The organism is Asticcacaulis sp. P2_C5, assembly GCF_056404555.1.
This window is the reverse complement of the sequence record NZ_JBFUDU010000001.1, coordinates 768,879-783,690: the sequence shown is the minus strand read 5'-3', so window position 1 is coordinate 783,690 and position 14,812 is coordinate 768,879. Positions and strand designations below refer to the sequence as shown.

Sequence of the window (14,812 nt, the reverse complement as noted above, 5' to 3'; positions counted from 1 at the left end):
CCTTGGTTAATGAATTAGCCCTTTTTCGCAGGTGCGGCAGCCGCACTTGCGGAAGCATTGGCCGCGGGTTTGGCGGCGGGTGCAGCGCCCGGTTTAGCCGCAGCGGGGGCAGCATTGGCCTGGGGTTGGCTGCCGCCATTGGCCGTGGTCTTGTCGAGCTGTTGCTGCAGGCCGCCCGTCGCATTCATCCGGCGCGCCAGTTTTTCGGTCAGCTCCTTGGCCGCCGGCGCCGGCATGGCGCCCAGAATAGCGGCCAGGCTGCGATCCTTCATGCCGGCAGCGATCGGCAGGCGGACATCGTCGTCCATGGTCGCGAATACGGCGGCGGCATCCTTGGGCTTCATGGCCGTATAGACGGCGATCAAACGGTTGGTGTCGTCGTTCTTGGCCTTGGCCGCGGCATCGAGCAGGGTCTGGACCTGGTTCTTCAGGTCCTGCAGCTGGTTGATCCGATTGTCGAGCTTGGCATCGGCCGCGTTGATCAATTGCTCACGACTGTTCAGATTGGTTTCGCGCTGATCCAACTGGGTCCGGCGAGTCTTCAGGCTTTCCAGTATCTGCAGTTCATTGGGCGAAATACCGGCTTCCTGGGCCAGTTGATTGATCGAGGTCGCGCACACCGGTGTGGCGGGCGCCGTCGCGGCCGCATCCGTCGCCGAAGCCGCTGCATCGTCCGCCAGCCCCAGAACCGAATAGGCTTCGGTGGGGTCGTCGCCCTTGCTGGCCTCTTCATCCGCCGCAGCTTTTGCGGCAGGCTTTTTAACCGCTTTTGGCGCCGGCTTGACGGTATCGGCGGCAAAGGCCTGCGCCTGGTGGAAGACATCAGGCACCACTTCCAGGCTGGTCAGGGCCTTCAGGGCCAGTACGCCGCCCACGGCAACGAACACGATGGGCAGGAGTCGGGGCATTGCCATGGTCTAACTATCTCTTTTTACTAAAGTCTTCACTGCCGAACAGGTCGTCTTCGACCGACCGGATGCGCGGTTCGGGCTGGCGCGACGGCAGGGTCAGGGTGCGGATCATCTCATTGAGATTGGCCACCACCAGTTCCGACATCTGCACCTTGTCGAGCATGTCACCTTCGTCCTCGGGTTCGACCTCGGGTAGGCGCGTATAGGCACTGCGTGCACGCTGGCCTGTCCCCGTGGGGCGGCCGTCGTCATTACGCGGTGCTGGCGTATTATCGCGCACGACGTCACGATCGAAAGGACGTCGCGCAACCGGCGTATCGACCGGCGCCCGGACGATGATCGGCACCTCTACTCGGGGAGCTTCGACGCGCGGCAAGGGTGCGCGCGGCGGCGGCATGGTGCGGGCGGCCTCGTAGCTCGTCAGGCCACGATCCAGTTCGTTGCCCACGCGTTCGGCGCGCGCCACCTGGGCGTCCAGCTTTTGCAGCACATCGCGAGCGGCCAGAATGCGGCCGTGCAACAGTTCCTGACTGTCGTCGGCATGGCCGCGCAGTTCCTGCAAAGAGGCGTGGGCGCGGATGGCGGCACTGTCGAGTTCGCCGACCGCCCGGGCAAAGCCTTCATGGGCGGCACGCAGGGCTTTCAGCTTGGCATCGAGGCGCACGCCGAACCACAGGGCTGCGATCAGCAGCCCCATGAGGACAAAATCCATAATGGCGTTCGTCATCGACACGGCGATGGGTACCCCTAATTGTTTGTGATCAGCCGCTTCTGCAGCAGGAAAGAAATTATTTCTTCCGTAGTTGCGACAATCGCCGCTTGGTCGTCGACGCCAGGGGCGCATCCACCCGCACGGCAATCGAATGTCCTTTTCGCCCCATTCGCCCGGTCGTCAGGGGAATCGAGCCACAGCGCAGCTGTACCGGCGAATCGGCCTGCGCATTCAGCACAATCGTTTCTCCGACCTGAAGGTTCAAGACCTTCGACAGCGGGACCTGCTGTTCATCGAGCACGGCGCGTACCTCCATCTGAGTTGTCCACAGTTCGGTGGCCAGGTGGCTTTCCCAGATGTTATCGCGGCCGAACTTCTCACCCATGAATTGCTGCAGCAGCATTTTGCGGATCGGTTCCAGCGTGGCATAGGGCAGCAGCAGTTCGATACGCCCGCCGCGGTCTTCCATGTCGATGCGCAGCTTGACCAGGATCGCCGCGTTGGCGGGACGCGCGATGGCGGCAAAGCGCGGATTGGTTTCGAGGCGGTCGAGGTTGAAATTGACTGCCGTCAGGGGTTCGAAGGCCTGGCGGGCATCATTCAGCACGACCTCGACCATGCGCTGGACCAGCACGCGTTCGATGGTGGTGTAGGGCCGGCCTTCGATACGCAGCGCCGCGGTACCACGGCGACCGCCCAGCAGCACGTCGACGATGGAATAGATCAGGTTGGAATCGACGGTCAGCAGGCCGTAATTGTCCAGTTCCTCGGCACGGAAAACCGCCAGTATGGCCGGTAGCGGGATCGAGTTGAGGTAGTCGCCGAAACGGATCGACGAGATGTTATCGAGCGAGACTTCGACGTTATCGGAGGTAAAGTTGCGCAAGGACGTCGTCATCAGTCGGACCAGCCGGTCGAAGACGATTTCGAGCATCGGCAGGCGTTCATAGGACACCATGGCCGAGTTGATGATCGCCCGGATGCCCGAGCGTTCGTTGTAGTCGTCTTCCGACAGGTCGAAGCCCAGCAGGCTGTCGATTTCGTCCTGGTTGAGGATGCGCTCGGCGCCGGCGGGCATGTTGAAGCGCTCGCCCATCGAGCCGCCGCCGACCATGGCCTCCCATTCGGCAGCCAGATCGCCGCCGTCGGCGGTGACGCCGGCGGTTGCGGCCTCAGCTTCGGCGGCAAGCTCCGCCTCCCACTGGGCCATCATGGCTTCCTGATCGACGTCTCCGGTCACGCGCACTTCCCAAAATTAATCCGCGGCCCGGTTGGGCGCGGCACTACAAAAATCAAACTCAGGTGATGATCAATTGCTCGATCAGGACAGCATTGATCTTGGACGGGGCCAGGATCAGGTTGATACGACGCAGTATTTCCAGGCGCAGCTGGATCTTGCCGGCACTGCCCGCCAGATCCTCGGGGCGCAGCTCGGCCATGAAGCCCTGCAGCACATCGTTGATGCGCGGCATGTTTTCCTGCAGAAGGTCGGCGGTTTCCTCGTCCGGGCATTCAAAGGTCAGCTTGGCCTTGACGTAGGATTTGGCGCCGGCCGCCGACTCGATATTGGCAATCGTGTCGGGCATGGTGAAATAGACCGTGCCATTGGGCCCTTCGGTGATCACCGGCTGGGTCTTCGGGTCGACCTTGGCCGCGCCCTCGCCGCCATGCCCGCCCTCTTTCTTTTCCTTCTTTTCCGGCTTTTTCTCGGCGTGCGGATCCTTGGCCGCCTCGGCGCCGGCCGGTGGCTTGGGGGCCAGGAACAGGAAATAGGCCGCTGCCCCACCACCGCCCAGCACCAGAACGGCGCCGCCGATGATGGCGATCAGCATGATGGGAAGACCCTTCTTTTTCGGTTTGGCTTCGCCGTCGTCATCAGCCTCGGGCGCTGGCGCTTCCTTTTTCTTTTTTTCCGTCTTGGCCAATCGACCCACCGTTAAAGCTTCAATCGCCCAGGGCCGGACCCGGGGCGCACAGGGTGTCACTATCACCGCACATGGTTAACGATCCGTTTGCCACCATGGTGAACCGGGCATTTTTTGCCGCCTCCTGTGGATAGTTTAGCCATGTCGATAAAGGCAATTCCCTTATTATTCAAAGCACTAGCATATTAACCAAGGCTGGCATGACGCTTGCACAGTCGAAAAGTACGGTTAATGCCTCAACCCTTCACTCCGCCATTAACCGTTCAAGTCCTTGATTCTAACCTCGAACTGAAAGGCCGCGCCATGGACAATGCCAACTACGTCGCTCTGTCGCGCCAGATTACGCTGCAGCATGCGATGGACATCACGGCCAACAATCTGGCCAACATGAACACAAACGGCTTCAAGTTCGAACAACTGCTGGTCAATCCGGAATATGGCGCCCCCGCCTATGACGACCCGATCCGCACGCCGGCCAATTTTGCCTATGACAACGGCGTCGGCCGCAACTTTTCGCAAGGGTCTTTCCAGCAGACCGGCGCGCCGCTCGACGTGGCGATCGACGGCGACGGCGCCTTCTTCTCGGTGACGACGGCGCAGGGCACGGCCTATACCCGCAACGGCGCCTTCACGGTCAATGGCGAGGGCGTTCTGATGGATCAGGATGGCCACACAGTCGATGGCGACGGCGGCCAGATCACGCTGGACCCCAAGAAGGGCCAGCCGGCGATCAGCGCGGACGGCATCATTACCCAGGACTACCAAGGCCAGACCGAACGAGTCGGCAAGCTGGCCATCGTCCGCATCTCCAATATGAGCGACCTGAGCAAAAACGGCGACGGCACCTACAGCCTGACCTCCAACGCCACGGCCGTGCCAGCCACCGACGCCCGGGTGCGCCAGGGCTTCCTGGAATCGTCGAACGTCAATCCGCTGGTGGAGGTGACGCGCCTGGTCTCGATCAGCCGCGCCTACACCCAGCTCGCCGCCATTATCGAACAGAACAACCAGTTGAACCGGACAGCCGTCGAGCGGCTGGGCCGCGTCGCCTAAGGACAAATAACCGATGCGCGCTCTTCGTACCGCCACAACCGGCATGGCCGCCCAGCAGATGAACGTCGAAGTCATCTCCAACAACATCGCCAACATGAACACGATCGGGTTCAAGAAGCAGAGGGCCGAATTCCAGGACCTGCTGTACCAGAACCTCGAAAGGATGGGCGCCCAGTCGTCGGATTCCGGCACCGTCGTGCCGACCGGCATCCAGATCGGCGCCGGTGTCAAGACCGGCAGCGTCTACCGCATCATGGAAGAGGGCAGCATGACCCTGACCCAGAACGATTACGACCTGGCCATCCAGGGCGAAGGCTATTTCCAGATCCAGATGCCGTCGGGTGAAACTGCCTATACGCGGGCCGGCAACTTCGCCGTCGACGACCAGGGCCGTCTGGTCACCGAGGACGGCTATCTGGTCCAGCCCGCCGTCACCATTCCGCAGAACACCATCGGCGTGACGATCTCCAAGTCCGGCCAGGTCCAGGTGACCCAGCAGGGCCAGGCGGCGCCGACCGTGATCGGCCAGTTGCAACTGGCGACCTTTTACAACAAGGCCGGCCTCGACGCCATCGGCGACAACCTGTTCCTCGAAAGCGGCGCGTCGGGCGCACCCAATGTCTCGACGCCCGGCGATGTCGGCTTCGGCACCCTGCTGCAGGGCTATACCGAAGCCTCGAACGTCGACGCCGTGTCGGAAATCACCAACCTGATCGTCGCCCAGCGCGCCTACGAGATGAACTCCAAGGTGATCACGGCGGCCGATGAAATGCTGCAGACGGCCAGCCAGCTGGCCCGCGGCTAGGAGTAGAGTACCATGATGCGCAAGACCTTTTATCTGCTGGCCCTGCTGGCCCTGATGTCGACGCCCGCCTTTGCCCAGAACGCTCCGCTCAGCCTGCGGTCTTCGGTCAGCGACGGCGACGGTCAGGTCACCCTGGGCGACCTGTTCGACAATGCCGGCTCGGCTTCGAAAGTCGTGGTCGGTACGCGGTCGGGCGCCACCGCCATACTCGACGCCGCCGCTGTCCAGTCGATCGCCGCCCGCAATGGCGTCTATTGGGACAATCCGCGCGGACTGCGCCGCATTATCGTCTCGGGCGGCGCCGATGGCGAGCCCCAAGCCGATGTGGCCAGCTTTCAGACGGTCTCGCAGACGGCCGGCACCTCTAACCGCGACGGTATGAACCGGGAGGTTCTGGTCTTTACCCATGCCATGAACACCGGCGACATCGTCCAGCCGGAAGACCTGCAATATGCCCAGGTTGCCGCAACCTCGGGCTTCCTGCCCTCCGATCCGTCGGCTGTCATCGGCAAGACGGTCCGCTTTCCTCTGCGCCAGGGTGGCGTGGTGCGCTCAGGCGACCTGACCTCGCCGACCGTCGTCCATCGCGGTGAAACCCTGACGGTCACCTGGACCTCAGGCAGCCTGTCGCTCAGCATGAATGGCCTGGTTCAGAAGGACGCCGCCGTCGGCGACCTGATCCAGGTGCTGAACCCCGTCTCGAAGAAGCTGGTCGATGTCGTCGTCACCGGCCCGGGCCAGGGCGTCGCCGGCCAGACCGCCAACCGTTTCCGTTCTACTCAAGTATCCATGCGTTAAGGTGTTCCAGATGAAACTGTCCCATTCCCTTATGATTACAGTCTTGGCCGGTTGCACCGCCTTGGCGGGCTGCTCTTCGGTCCGCCAGGCCGTCAAGGGCCCGGAATTGTCGGCCATGGGCTATCCGGCCGCCTTGGTGCCACAGCAACAGGTCGTCCTGGTTCCGCAACAGACCCCGGCCTCGTCCAATTCGCTGTGGCGCGCCGGCGCGCGCACCTTCTTCAACGACCAGCGCGCCCGCAGTGTCGGCGACATCCTGACCGTCATGGTCGAAATCGACGACAGCGCCCAGACGCAGAACTCGACCGACCGCGAGCGCAGCAACAACTACTCTGCGAAGACTCCGAACGTCTTCGGCCTGGAATCGTCGCTGGGCAAGATCCTGCCGTCACAATACGACCCTGCCAATGCCTTGTCGGCGGACGGCAGCTCGACCTTTGCCGGTTCAGGTTCGGTCAAGCGCTCGGAAAAAATTTCCGTCACCATCGCGGCCATCGTCTCGGGCGTGCTGCCCAATGGCAATCTGATCATCCAGGGCACCCAGGAGGTCCGCACCGGCCGCGAAGTCCGCGTGCTGACCGTGTCGGGCATTGCCCGGCCGGAGGATATTTCCTCGACCAACACGATCAAGCATACGCAGCTGGCCGAGGCGCGCATCTCCTACGGCGGCCGCGGCGACATCACCAATATGCAGCAGGCCCCGGTGGCGCAGAACCTGATGGACAAGTTCAGCCCGTTCTAGAGACTGTTTGCAAATCCGCCGGGCTGGTCTGCAAAGGGCCGTTTTCTGCGCTTCCGGTGCTCACGTACTTGAGTACGCTCCGCTCCGGTTCTCGAAACCAGCTCTTTTCGCCTCAGCCCGACGAATTTTCAAAACAGTCTCTAGGTCGGCGGCTAGTACCCCGTCATCGAATAAGGCCGGTTGTTCTTGCCCGCCGCCCATGTCGTATTGGGTTTGGCCTGCATGACGAAATGCAGTTCCCCGCCCGCCAGGATTTCGCTGTGGAGAATATAGGCCCGGTCGAGCACGCGGCCGTTCAAGGTCACCTTTGCCACATAGTCGCCGGCCCCTTCCGTGGTGACGGTGAACACCTTGCCGTTAGGCAGGTTCAGGGCCGCGCGGGTGACAAACGGACGACCGATGACATATTGGCCGCTGCCCGGCGTGACCGGATAGAAGCCAAGCCCGGTAAAGATCAGCCAGGCCGACATCTGCCCCAGGTCGTCATTGCCGGACAGGCCGTCCGGCGTCGGTTTATACTGCGTTGTGACGATCTGTTTGAGACGGCTTTGCGTCCGCCATGGCGCCCCGGCATAGACATAGAGATAGGCCGCCGAATGGCTGGGTTCATTACCGTGGATATACTGGCCGATCAGCCCGGCAATATCTTCCGCGTGGCTGTAGTCCAGTTTTGAATTGTCGTAGTCGAACATGGCGTCGAGCTTGGTCACGGTTTTCGCGTCGCCGCCCAGCAGCCGGATCAACCCGCCTTCGTCCTGCGGCACGAACCAGCTGTATTGCCAGGCATTGCCTTCGGTATAGTCGCTGCCATAGTTGATGGCGGTCGGATCGAACGGCGTCCGGTAGCTGCCGTCGCTCAGACGCGCGCGCACCCAGCCTGTCTTGGCATCGAAGGTGTTGCGCCAATAGGCGGCACGCTTGTCAAAGGTGTCGGCGATATCGATGCGCCCCATCTTTCGCGCCATTTGGGCGATGGTCCAGTCGTCATAGGCATATTCCACCGTCTTCGACGCCGCCTCGGGTTCCTTGTCGATCGCCGCATAGCCGTGCGCCATATAGCCGTCGAGTCCGCCATAGGGGCCGTAAGTGGCGCTCTTGACCATGGCGTCCAGGGCAGCATTGGCGTCGAACCCCTTGATTCCCTTCATATAGGCGTCGGCAATGACCGGCGCGGCGTGATAGCCGATCATGGTCCAGGTTTCGCGGCCCTGGAACTGCCACACCGGCAGGATGCCGAACGGACTGTCCTGCTGGCTGGCGAGCAGGGAATTGACGATCTCGGCATTGTCGCTGTCGGGACGGATAAGGGTCAGCAACGGATGCTCGGCGCGGAAGGTATCCCACAACGAAAAGGTCGAGCGAAAGCGGAAGGTCGCCTTATGGATCTGGTTGTCCGCCCCACGATAACGCCCATCGACATCGCCGGCGACCGAAGGCGCCAGCAGGGTATGGTAGAGGGCGGTGTAAAGCGTGGTGCGCATGGCATCATCGGCGTCGATATCGACGGCGCCCAGGGCCTGTTCCCAGGCGGCGCGGGTGCTGGCGCGTACAGCATCAAACGTCTCACTTTCGGGCAGGCCGGCGCCGCCTTCGCTGTCCAGGTTCTTGAGCGCGCCGTCCTCGTCGACGCTCGAGAGCGCCACCTTGACGACCAGCGGCCCAGTCAGTTGGCCAAAGTCCAGACGCGCCACCAGGGCGCGCCCTTCGCGCATCATTACATCGTCCGAGCCGCGCCCGGGTCCCTGGAAACCCTTGTAAGGGACGTCGGATTCCGCATTGACGAAGGCGTGGCCGGTCAGGGGCGCTGAAAAACGCATGGCGAAAAATATCTTGCGGTCGGGCGCCCAGCCGCGCGTCTCGCGCGCCCCGGTAAATGTCCCGTCGGGCCGCAAACGCAGCGACGACCACAGCACCTTGCCGGGATAGTTATAGATGCTGGAGCGCAGGTCGACGACCAGATGCGCCGCCGCATCCGGCGCGAAACTGTAGCGCTGCACGCCGATCCGCGTGCCGGCCGTCAGTTCGGCGCGAACATGGGCGTCGCTCAGGATTACGGCATAGTAGCCGGGTGTCGCGGTCTCATCGGCATGATCGAAGTGGGAACGGTAACCGGGTGTGGTGTCGTCGCCGGGTTCGAGCGTCACGACATCGCCGCTGACCGGCATGACCAGGACGTCGCCAAGGTCAGAATGGCCGGCACCGGAAAAATGGGTCTGCGAGAAGCCGAGGATGGTATTGTCCTCATGTCGATACCCCGCCGCCCATTTGTAGCTCTGCTTGAAATAGGTGATATTTGTGTCGGGGCTAAGCTGCACCATGCCGAACGGCGCGACCGCGCCGGGGAAGGTGTGGCCGTCGCCGCCGGTGCCGATCATCGGATCGACGGCCTCGTAAGGCGTCTTGGCGATAACATTGGTGCTGAAAACGGCCAGGACCGAGACGATTGCTATCCACCGCATGCTTGCCTCCCGAGAAACGCCGGATGGTTTCACACGCGACGGTCAGAATCAAGAGATGGCACGACCCGTCGCGATATCAGGCTGCCATAGCTGATCGATCCTGCCGATGCGCCGGTGCATGACAACGGCCAGGCCGGTCAGCAGGCCCGCCATGACCAGCAACGCGACCGCCAGCGCCATGGCCGCCCAGCTCAGCACCCGCGAGACGCCGATCGTCAACAGGCCGAAACCGACAAGGGGCTTGTAACTGGTTTGGCTGACCGGCATGCCCTTGGCCGCCAGCCATTCGCGCATGACGGCGATGCGCCAGTCCATGATCGCAAAACCGTTAAGGTGGTGAACGTGCGTCGTTCGGTGGTCGATGCGATTGAGCTGGTCGCGTACCGCGGCGGGATCGCCTTTGAGATAGGCGTTTTGCGCCAGGCAATAATGCAGATAGGTGAAGAAGTCGATCGGGCCACCATCGCGGAAAAGGACGACATAGCCCTCCCGCGGGCCCTCGAACGGATCGAACGTCAGGCGCAGGTCGAGGCTGTGGGTCGCCTTGCCGTCGATCGGCGTAATGTCCTTACCCGAGATCACGCCATTATGGGTAATGTCGCGCGCAACGACGCCACCGGTGGCGATCATTTGGGCTTCGCGCGCGGGATCAGAGGCGAGCGCCGTCAGGCGCTGCATCTCGACAGCCGGAATTTCGCCCAGTTCGGCATAGGCGAGACCGCCCCGTCGAACCATGCTTTGGCCGCCTTCATTAATCAACCATAGCAGGGCAGCGATCGCTATCAGCCAGCGAAAACTGCGCTTGACCGCCAGAACGATACCCAGCAACACTAGGCCGGCCATCGCCAGCAGGCCGGCATAGATGACCGCGGACTGGCCGGCATTGTGAAGCGTGCCGACACGTTTGGCCCAGAACTCGCTTAATCCCCCGGGCACGGCAACATGGGTGAAGGCGTGATTGGACGCCGGTGGCGGCATCCAGCAGAAGATGGCGCCTGCCAGGCAGGCGAGCCCGCCGACCAGCAGGAACGCTGCGAGGCGCCGATAGAAACCGGCACGCTGGCGCAAAGCTAGAATGGATACCGTTTTCATACCGTGACACCGCCCGCGGCGCGCAGAACCCGCAACTGCGCCGACAATTTGTTCAGCCTGCCTTCGCGCCGGCCAATGGTTCGCGCCAGATGGCCGACGACGAAGGCCGCCAAGGCCAGGGCGAAGGTCAACAAGGCCAAACCGTAGCCCGGCAGGCGCTGCAACAGGTCGAACCTGCGTCCGCCTGCAAGGAAATCGGCCGTCTGGCGCAGGATGGCAAGCCGCCGGCTGGTCTGGATATTGGCGTAGTCATGCGTGGGCAAGGCCCCCGCCCTGGCGGAAAGCACGGGCCAATCGCGCTTGTTGTAGGCCAGTTGCGCCTCGAAATAGTTGCGATCGCTGCCGACAGGCAGGCCGGCTACGATATCGTTCATTCGGGTCGCACCGGGAACATTTGCCAGGCGCTCGATTTCCCGAATCCGCAGTGAACGATGGCCCTCCGCGCCATAGGTTGCCGAGGACAACGGCACCAGGCTGCCCAATCCCACGGCCACCCCGGCGAGCGTGACCAGGACCAGGATCATCCGTCCTTGCCTGGCGATGAGCACGCGCAAGCCGGCGACAATGGCTGGCAAAACGGTCCATTGCAGCGAGAGCTCGAACCCGAACCGCGAAGCAACCAGACTTGCCACGAGTAGCAGGCCCTGGCAGGCGAAATACAACGGCCAGCGCAGGCGCAGGGCTGCGCCAACCGAGACAAGAAGGAGCGCGCAAGCCAAGGCGACCTCGGCGCGGATAGGGGGCCAGGCGGACGACAAATCCGCGACGTCTTGCTCGAACAGGCGCAGGCCCGCCGAGCGCAGGGTGGGGAGCAGGGACGGTGGGACGTCGATCTTGTCATTGAAGGCATGGACGGAGGTTGGGTCGACAGCCCAGAGCGCGATCGCCGCGGTCATGGCCAGGAGGGCGGCCAACAGAAAGCCATCCCCGATATATCCGAGGCGACGGCTACGTTGGGTCAAGGGACTGGCGGTCAAGGGACTGGCCGCAGAGGTTTCCGCCATCAGACGCCGACCGCGTGGCATCGCCTGGGCGCCGGCGCATTCGATGGAACAGGTTTCTGCATGTCATCCCCCGAGATAATCGCCCTCAAAGCCTACAGGGCCGCGTTTAAGTCCCGCTTAAGCAGCAGGGTTAATGGCTGGAACATCCGGACTTTCAACCGCAACCCTTTTTCAAAATTTCCGGCTCTTGACGCTATTTTGACCTTTTGCAGCTAGGTTTTACGCCTGTTCCAGGCTGTCAGACTCTTGCCCACCACCGCACCGCTTTCCGCATCCCGCACCCAGCTCGTCCAGCCACCCGGGCTGGAAGGCCTGGCGCTGTGGATTTTCCGCGCCGAAGCCGGGCTGACCATCCTGTGTTTCCTGCTGCTGTCCAACGCCCTGATCGGGCCGCTGTTCAATCCGACCCAGGGCGACGATGCCGGCTTCCTGCGCCTGTTATGGCTGCCGGTCTATGGCGCCGCCGTGTTCCTGTCGGCCTTTCGCGCCCAGAAGTTCCTGCGTATCCTGCCCGGTCTGTTCATTATCGGCGTCCTGGTCCTCCTGTGCTTTGTCTCGAAATTCTGGTCGATCGATCCATCGACGACCTTGCGGCGGACCATCGCCCTGGCCTTTACCTGCCTGTTCGGCCTCTTTATCGGGGCACGCTTTCGCGGACCGCAGCTAACCCAGCTTCTCGGCATCACCTTTATTATCCTGGCCGTCGGCGCCACCCTGGCCTGCGTCCTGACACCGGGCTTTGGCGTCCATCAGGATGTCAATGCCGGCATGTGGAAAGGCCTGTGGTACGAGAAAAACCAGATGGCCGCCATGATGACCATCGGTTTCATCGCCTGCACGACCTCGGCCTATCAGGTGCCGGAACGCCGGCGCATGTGGATCGCCTTTGCCGTGCTGATGTTCTTTCTGGTGCTGATGACGCGGTCCAAGACGTCGCTTCTCGCCTGTCTTCTGGCGGCCGGCACCTTTCCGGTCTTTCTCGCCTTACGGCGCGGCGGCGTGCTCAGCATCCTGTTCGTCTGGCTTTCGGCCACGGTCGCCCTGGTCGGATCAGCCGTCTACATGATGGCGCCGGAGCTGATCTTCAAGGCGCTGGGCAAGGATCCGACCCTGACCGGCCGGACCGAGATCTGGGCATCACTGGGCCGCCTGTCGGACAAGCGGCCGTGGCTGGGCTATGGCTACAAGGCCTTCTGGACGCCGGAGTCGGTCCCGGCTTCGGTCGTCCGCGCCGAGACCCATTGGGATGTGCCGTCGGCGCACAACGGCTGGCTGGACCTGCTGATCCAGTTGGGGTGGGTTGGCGTCATCCTGTTCGGATCGGTCTTGGCGGCGTGCTTCTTCTGCGCCCTGTTCCGCTATGACCGCGTGAAGGACGGCTTTTTCTCGGTGCTGCTGTTGTTGCTGTTCAGCTTCCTGATCATGTCAGAGAGCTTTATCCTGTCGCAGAATTCGCTGATCTGGGCCCTGTTCGTCGCCGCAATGGCACGGCTGACAGCGAACCGGCTGGAAGACGACGCTTAAGGTTTTTAACCGCAGATTTCGCAGATTTACGCAGATTTTTCAGAGCGTTACTGTTACCACCGGCGTGCTGTGCAGATCGGTTTGCGATCGCGATGCGATCATTGAAACCGACCGGCCACGGCTCTGAAAAATCTGCGTAAATCTGCGAAATCTGCGGTTATCTTTTAACAACGCGAGCGGGCGATTACGGCAGGGTGTCTAACTCGTACCGACCGCTTCACCAATCGACGTAAAACCATCGGCCTTAAGGCGCGCCACTAGGTCGCGACGAATCTCGTCGGCCAGTCCGGGCCCTTTATAGACCAGGGCCGAATAGAGCTGAACCAGGGATGCGCCGGCGCGGATCTTGGCATAGGCCTCGGCGCCGGAGGAAATCCCCCCCGCTCCGATCAGGACCAGCCGTCCCGCCGCAGCATCGGCCGCCACTTTCAAAGCCCGCGTCGACAGGGCGAACAGAGGTTTGCCCGACAAACCGCCCGCCTCTCCGGCGAACGGCGATTTCAGCCCGTCACGCGACAAGGTCGTATTGGAGATGATCAGCCCATCCAGGCCATGGGTCACCGCCGCCACGACCGTGTCCTCGATCTCCGCGTCCTCAAGGTCCGGCGCGATTTTGAGAAAGATCGGCATATTGGCCCCGGACGCCCGGACGAGGTCGCCACGCGCGCCGGCGATCTGCGACAGCAGGTCGTCGAGATGCGACTTGCCCTGAAGTGCGCGCAGGCCCGGCGTGTTGGGCGACGAGATATTGATCGTGACGTAGGAACCCATGCCCCACAGCCGTTTCAGGCAGGTGACATAGTCGGCCATGCGATCGCTGGCATCCTTGTTGGCGCCGATATTCAAACCAACAACGGCGCGACCGCGCACGGTTTCCAGGTTTTTGGCCAGGTTTTTGGCCAGGTTATGCGCAAAAGCTTCGAGCCCGCCATTGTTGAAGCCCATGCGGTTGATCACCGCTTCGTCTTCGGTCAGGCGAAACAGGCGCGGCTTGGGATTGCCGGTCTGGGGCAAGGGCGTCACCGTGCCGCATTCGACAAAGCCGAAGCCGGCCCGCGCCATGGCCACCGGCACCTCGGCATTTTTGTCAAAGCCGGCCGCCAGGCCGACGCAGTTCGGGATATCCAGAACGCCGCCCGAAAACGGTACCGAAACCGCCAGTTCCGGCGTCTGAAGGTTCGACACCGGACCAAGCCCCGCCTTGAGCAGGGCAATCGTCGTCGTATGCGCGCGCTCGGGCGGCAAGATGTGCAGGGCGCGGGTAGCGAAGGAATAGATCACTTGGCCAGATAAATCCCGTCATAGATCGCCCGCCCGGCGGCGTCGACTTCGAACACCGTGGCGGTCGCGGTGGGATAGTTCCCCCTCACCTTTTCGACAATATCAGCCCCGGCCGCGCCTTCGAAAAGATACTCCGCCACCAGGACCTGGACTCCCGGATTGTGGGCCACCAGCAGGACGCACTCACCGTCATCCTCGTGCGACTCGATCATCCGCCGCAAGGCGTCAGAACCTGCGTTATAAAGGTCTTTCGAAACTTCGGACGCGATATTGCCGAACACATTTTCGACCTGGGCAAAGGTTTCCCGCGTCCGCGCCGACGCCGAAACCAAGGCAAAATCGGGCTTCAGGCCATAGGCTTTCAGGGCCACGGCGACACTCAAAGCTTCTTCACGGCCACGGTTCATAAGCCTGCGGTCGAAATCTTCGCCTGAGGCCGCGTCCTTTTCAGCCTTGGCGTGACGCATGATGATGAGATGTTTCATGACCTTCGCTATGGCGCAGAA

14 protein-coding genes are annotated in these 14,812 nt (G+C 62.3%); 5 read left to right on the top strand and 9 right to left on the bottom strand.

All coding sequences use genetic code 11. The features are described from left to right. Nucleotides 1–14: 14 nt before the first annotated feature. The 4 genes from AC1DXO_RS03245 to AC1DXO_RS03230 form a co-directional block, all read right to left on the bottom strand. Entirely contained in the window at nt 15–914 is a 900-nt protein-coding gene (locus tag AC1DXO_RS03245) for a MotE family protein (RefSeq protein ID WP_476976646.1), read from the bottom strand. A gap of 7 nt (nt 915–921) precedes the next feature. After that, nucleotides 922–1,623 (bottom strand): DUF6468 domain-containing protein, encoded by a 702-nt coding sequence (locus AC1DXO_RS03240; protein WP_476976645.1) that lies wholly within the window; start codon nt 1,621–1,623, stop codon nt 922–924. A gap of 76 nt (nt 1,624–1,699) precedes the next feature. Next, nucleotides 1,700–2,737: a flagellar motor switch protein FliM gene (gene fliM / locus AC1DXO_RS03235; RefSeq protein WP_476976735.1), complete on the bottom strand. Its 1,038-nt coding sequence runs from the start codon at nt 2,735–2,737 to the stop codon at nt 1,700–1,702. Nucleotides 2,738–2,921: 184 nt separating this feature from the next. Beyond that, nucleotides 2,922–3,548 carry a flagellar basal body-associated FliL family protein gene (locus AC1DXO_RS03230; protein WP_476976644.1) on the bottom strand — a complete coding sequence of 209 codons (627 nt, stop codon included), beginning with the start codon at nt 3,546–3,548 and terminating at the stop codon, nt 2,922–2,924. Nucleotides 3,549–3,779: 231 nt separating this feature from the next. Here AC1DXO_RS03230 and flgF point away from each other — a divergent pair, with 231 nt between their 5' ends. Genes flgF through flgH form a run of 4 tightly spaced genes read left to right on the top strand, consistent with a single transcriptional unit; the run spans nt 3,780 to nt 6,946 of the window. Continuing rightward, on the top strand, nt 3,780–4,601 hold the full coding sequence (gene flgF / locus AC1DXO_RS03225; RefSeq protein WP_476976643.1) for a flagellar basal-body rod protein FlgF: 822 nt from the start codon (nt 3,780–3,782) through the stop codon (nt 4,599–4,601). A gap of 13 nt (nt 4,602–4,614) precedes the next feature. Then, a complete protein-coding gene (flgG, locus tag AC1DXO_RS03220; RefSeq protein ID WP_476976642.1) occupies nt 4,615–5,406 on the top strand; it encodes a flagellar basal-body rod protein FlgG in 792 nt (263 codons plus the stop codon). A gap of 12 nt (nt 5,407–5,418) precedes the next feature. Next, nucleotides 5,419–6,204: a flagellar basal body P-ring formation chaperone FlgA gene (flgA, locus tag AC1DXO_RS03215; protein WP_476976641.1), complete on the top strand. Its 786-nt coding sequence runs from the start codon at nt 5,419–5,421 to the stop codon at nt 6,202–6,204. Nucleotides 6,205–6,235: 31 nt separating this feature from the next. Continuing rightward, the gene (gene flgH / locus AC1DXO_RS03210) at nt 6,236–6,946 is read left to right on the top strand and encodes a flagellar basal body L-ring protein FlgH (RefSeq protein ID WP_476976734.1); all 711 of its coding nucleotides are present in this window, start codon (nt 6,236–6,238) and stop codon (nt 6,944–6,946) included. Between the two features lie 152 nt (nt 6,947–7,098). On the opposite strand, the gene AC1DXO_RS03205 is transcribed toward flgH, so the two are convergent. The 3 genes from AC1DXO_RS03205 to AC1DXO_RS03195 are packed head-to-tail and all read right to left on the bottom strand — an operon-like array spanning nt 7,099 to nt 11,501. Further along, nucleotides 7,099–9,405 (bottom strand): GH92 family glycosyl hydrolase, encoded by a 2,307-nt coding sequence (locus tag AC1DXO_RS03205; RefSeq protein WP_476976640.1) that lies wholly within the window; start codon nt 9,403–9,405, stop codon nt 7,099–7,101. Nucleotides 9,406–9,453: 48 nt separating this feature from the next. Continuing rightward, a complete protein-coding gene (locus AC1DXO_RS03200) occupies nt 9,454–10,497 on the bottom strand; it encodes a hypothetical protein (protein WP_476976639.1) in 1,044 nt (347 codons plus the stop codon). Further along, nucleotides 10,494–11,501 carry a hypothetical protein gene (locus tag AC1DXO_RS03195; protein WP_476976638.1) on the bottom strand — a complete coding sequence of 336 codons (1,008 nt, stop codon included), beginning with the start codon at nt 11,499–11,501 and terminating at the stop codon, nt 10,494–10,496. The genes AC1DXO_RS03200 and AC1DXO_RS03195 overlap by 4 nt, the downstream gene beginning before the upstream one ends. Nucleotides 11,502–11,747: 246 nt before the next feature. On the opposite strand from AC1DXO_RS03195, the gene AC1DXO_RS03190 reads away from it, so the two are divergent. Beyond that, nucleotides 11,748–13,025, top strand: coding sequence for an O-antigen ligase family protein (locus AC1DXO_RS03190; RefSeq protein WP_476976637.1), 1,278 nt, complete (start codon nt 11,748–11,750; stop codon nt 13,023–13,025). A 198-nt stretch (nt 13,026–13,223) separates the two neighbouring features. On the opposite strand, the gene AC1DXO_RS03185 is transcribed toward AC1DXO_RS03190, so the two are convergent. After that, nucleotides 13,224–14,306, bottom strand: coding sequence for a quinone-dependent dihydroorotate dehydrogenase (locus AC1DXO_RS03185; protein ID WP_476976636.1), 1,083 nt, complete (start codon nt 14,304–14,306; stop codon nt 13,224–13,226). Next, a complete protein-coding gene (locus AC1DXO_RS03180; RefSeq protein WP_476976635.1) occupies nt 14,303–14,791 on the bottom strand; it encodes a SixA phosphatase family protein in 489 nt (162 codons plus the stop codon). Before AC1DXO_RS03180 ends, AC1DXO_RS03185 begins: the two co-directional genes overlap by 4 nt. Between the last annotated feature and the right edge of the window lie 21 nt (nt 14,792–14,812).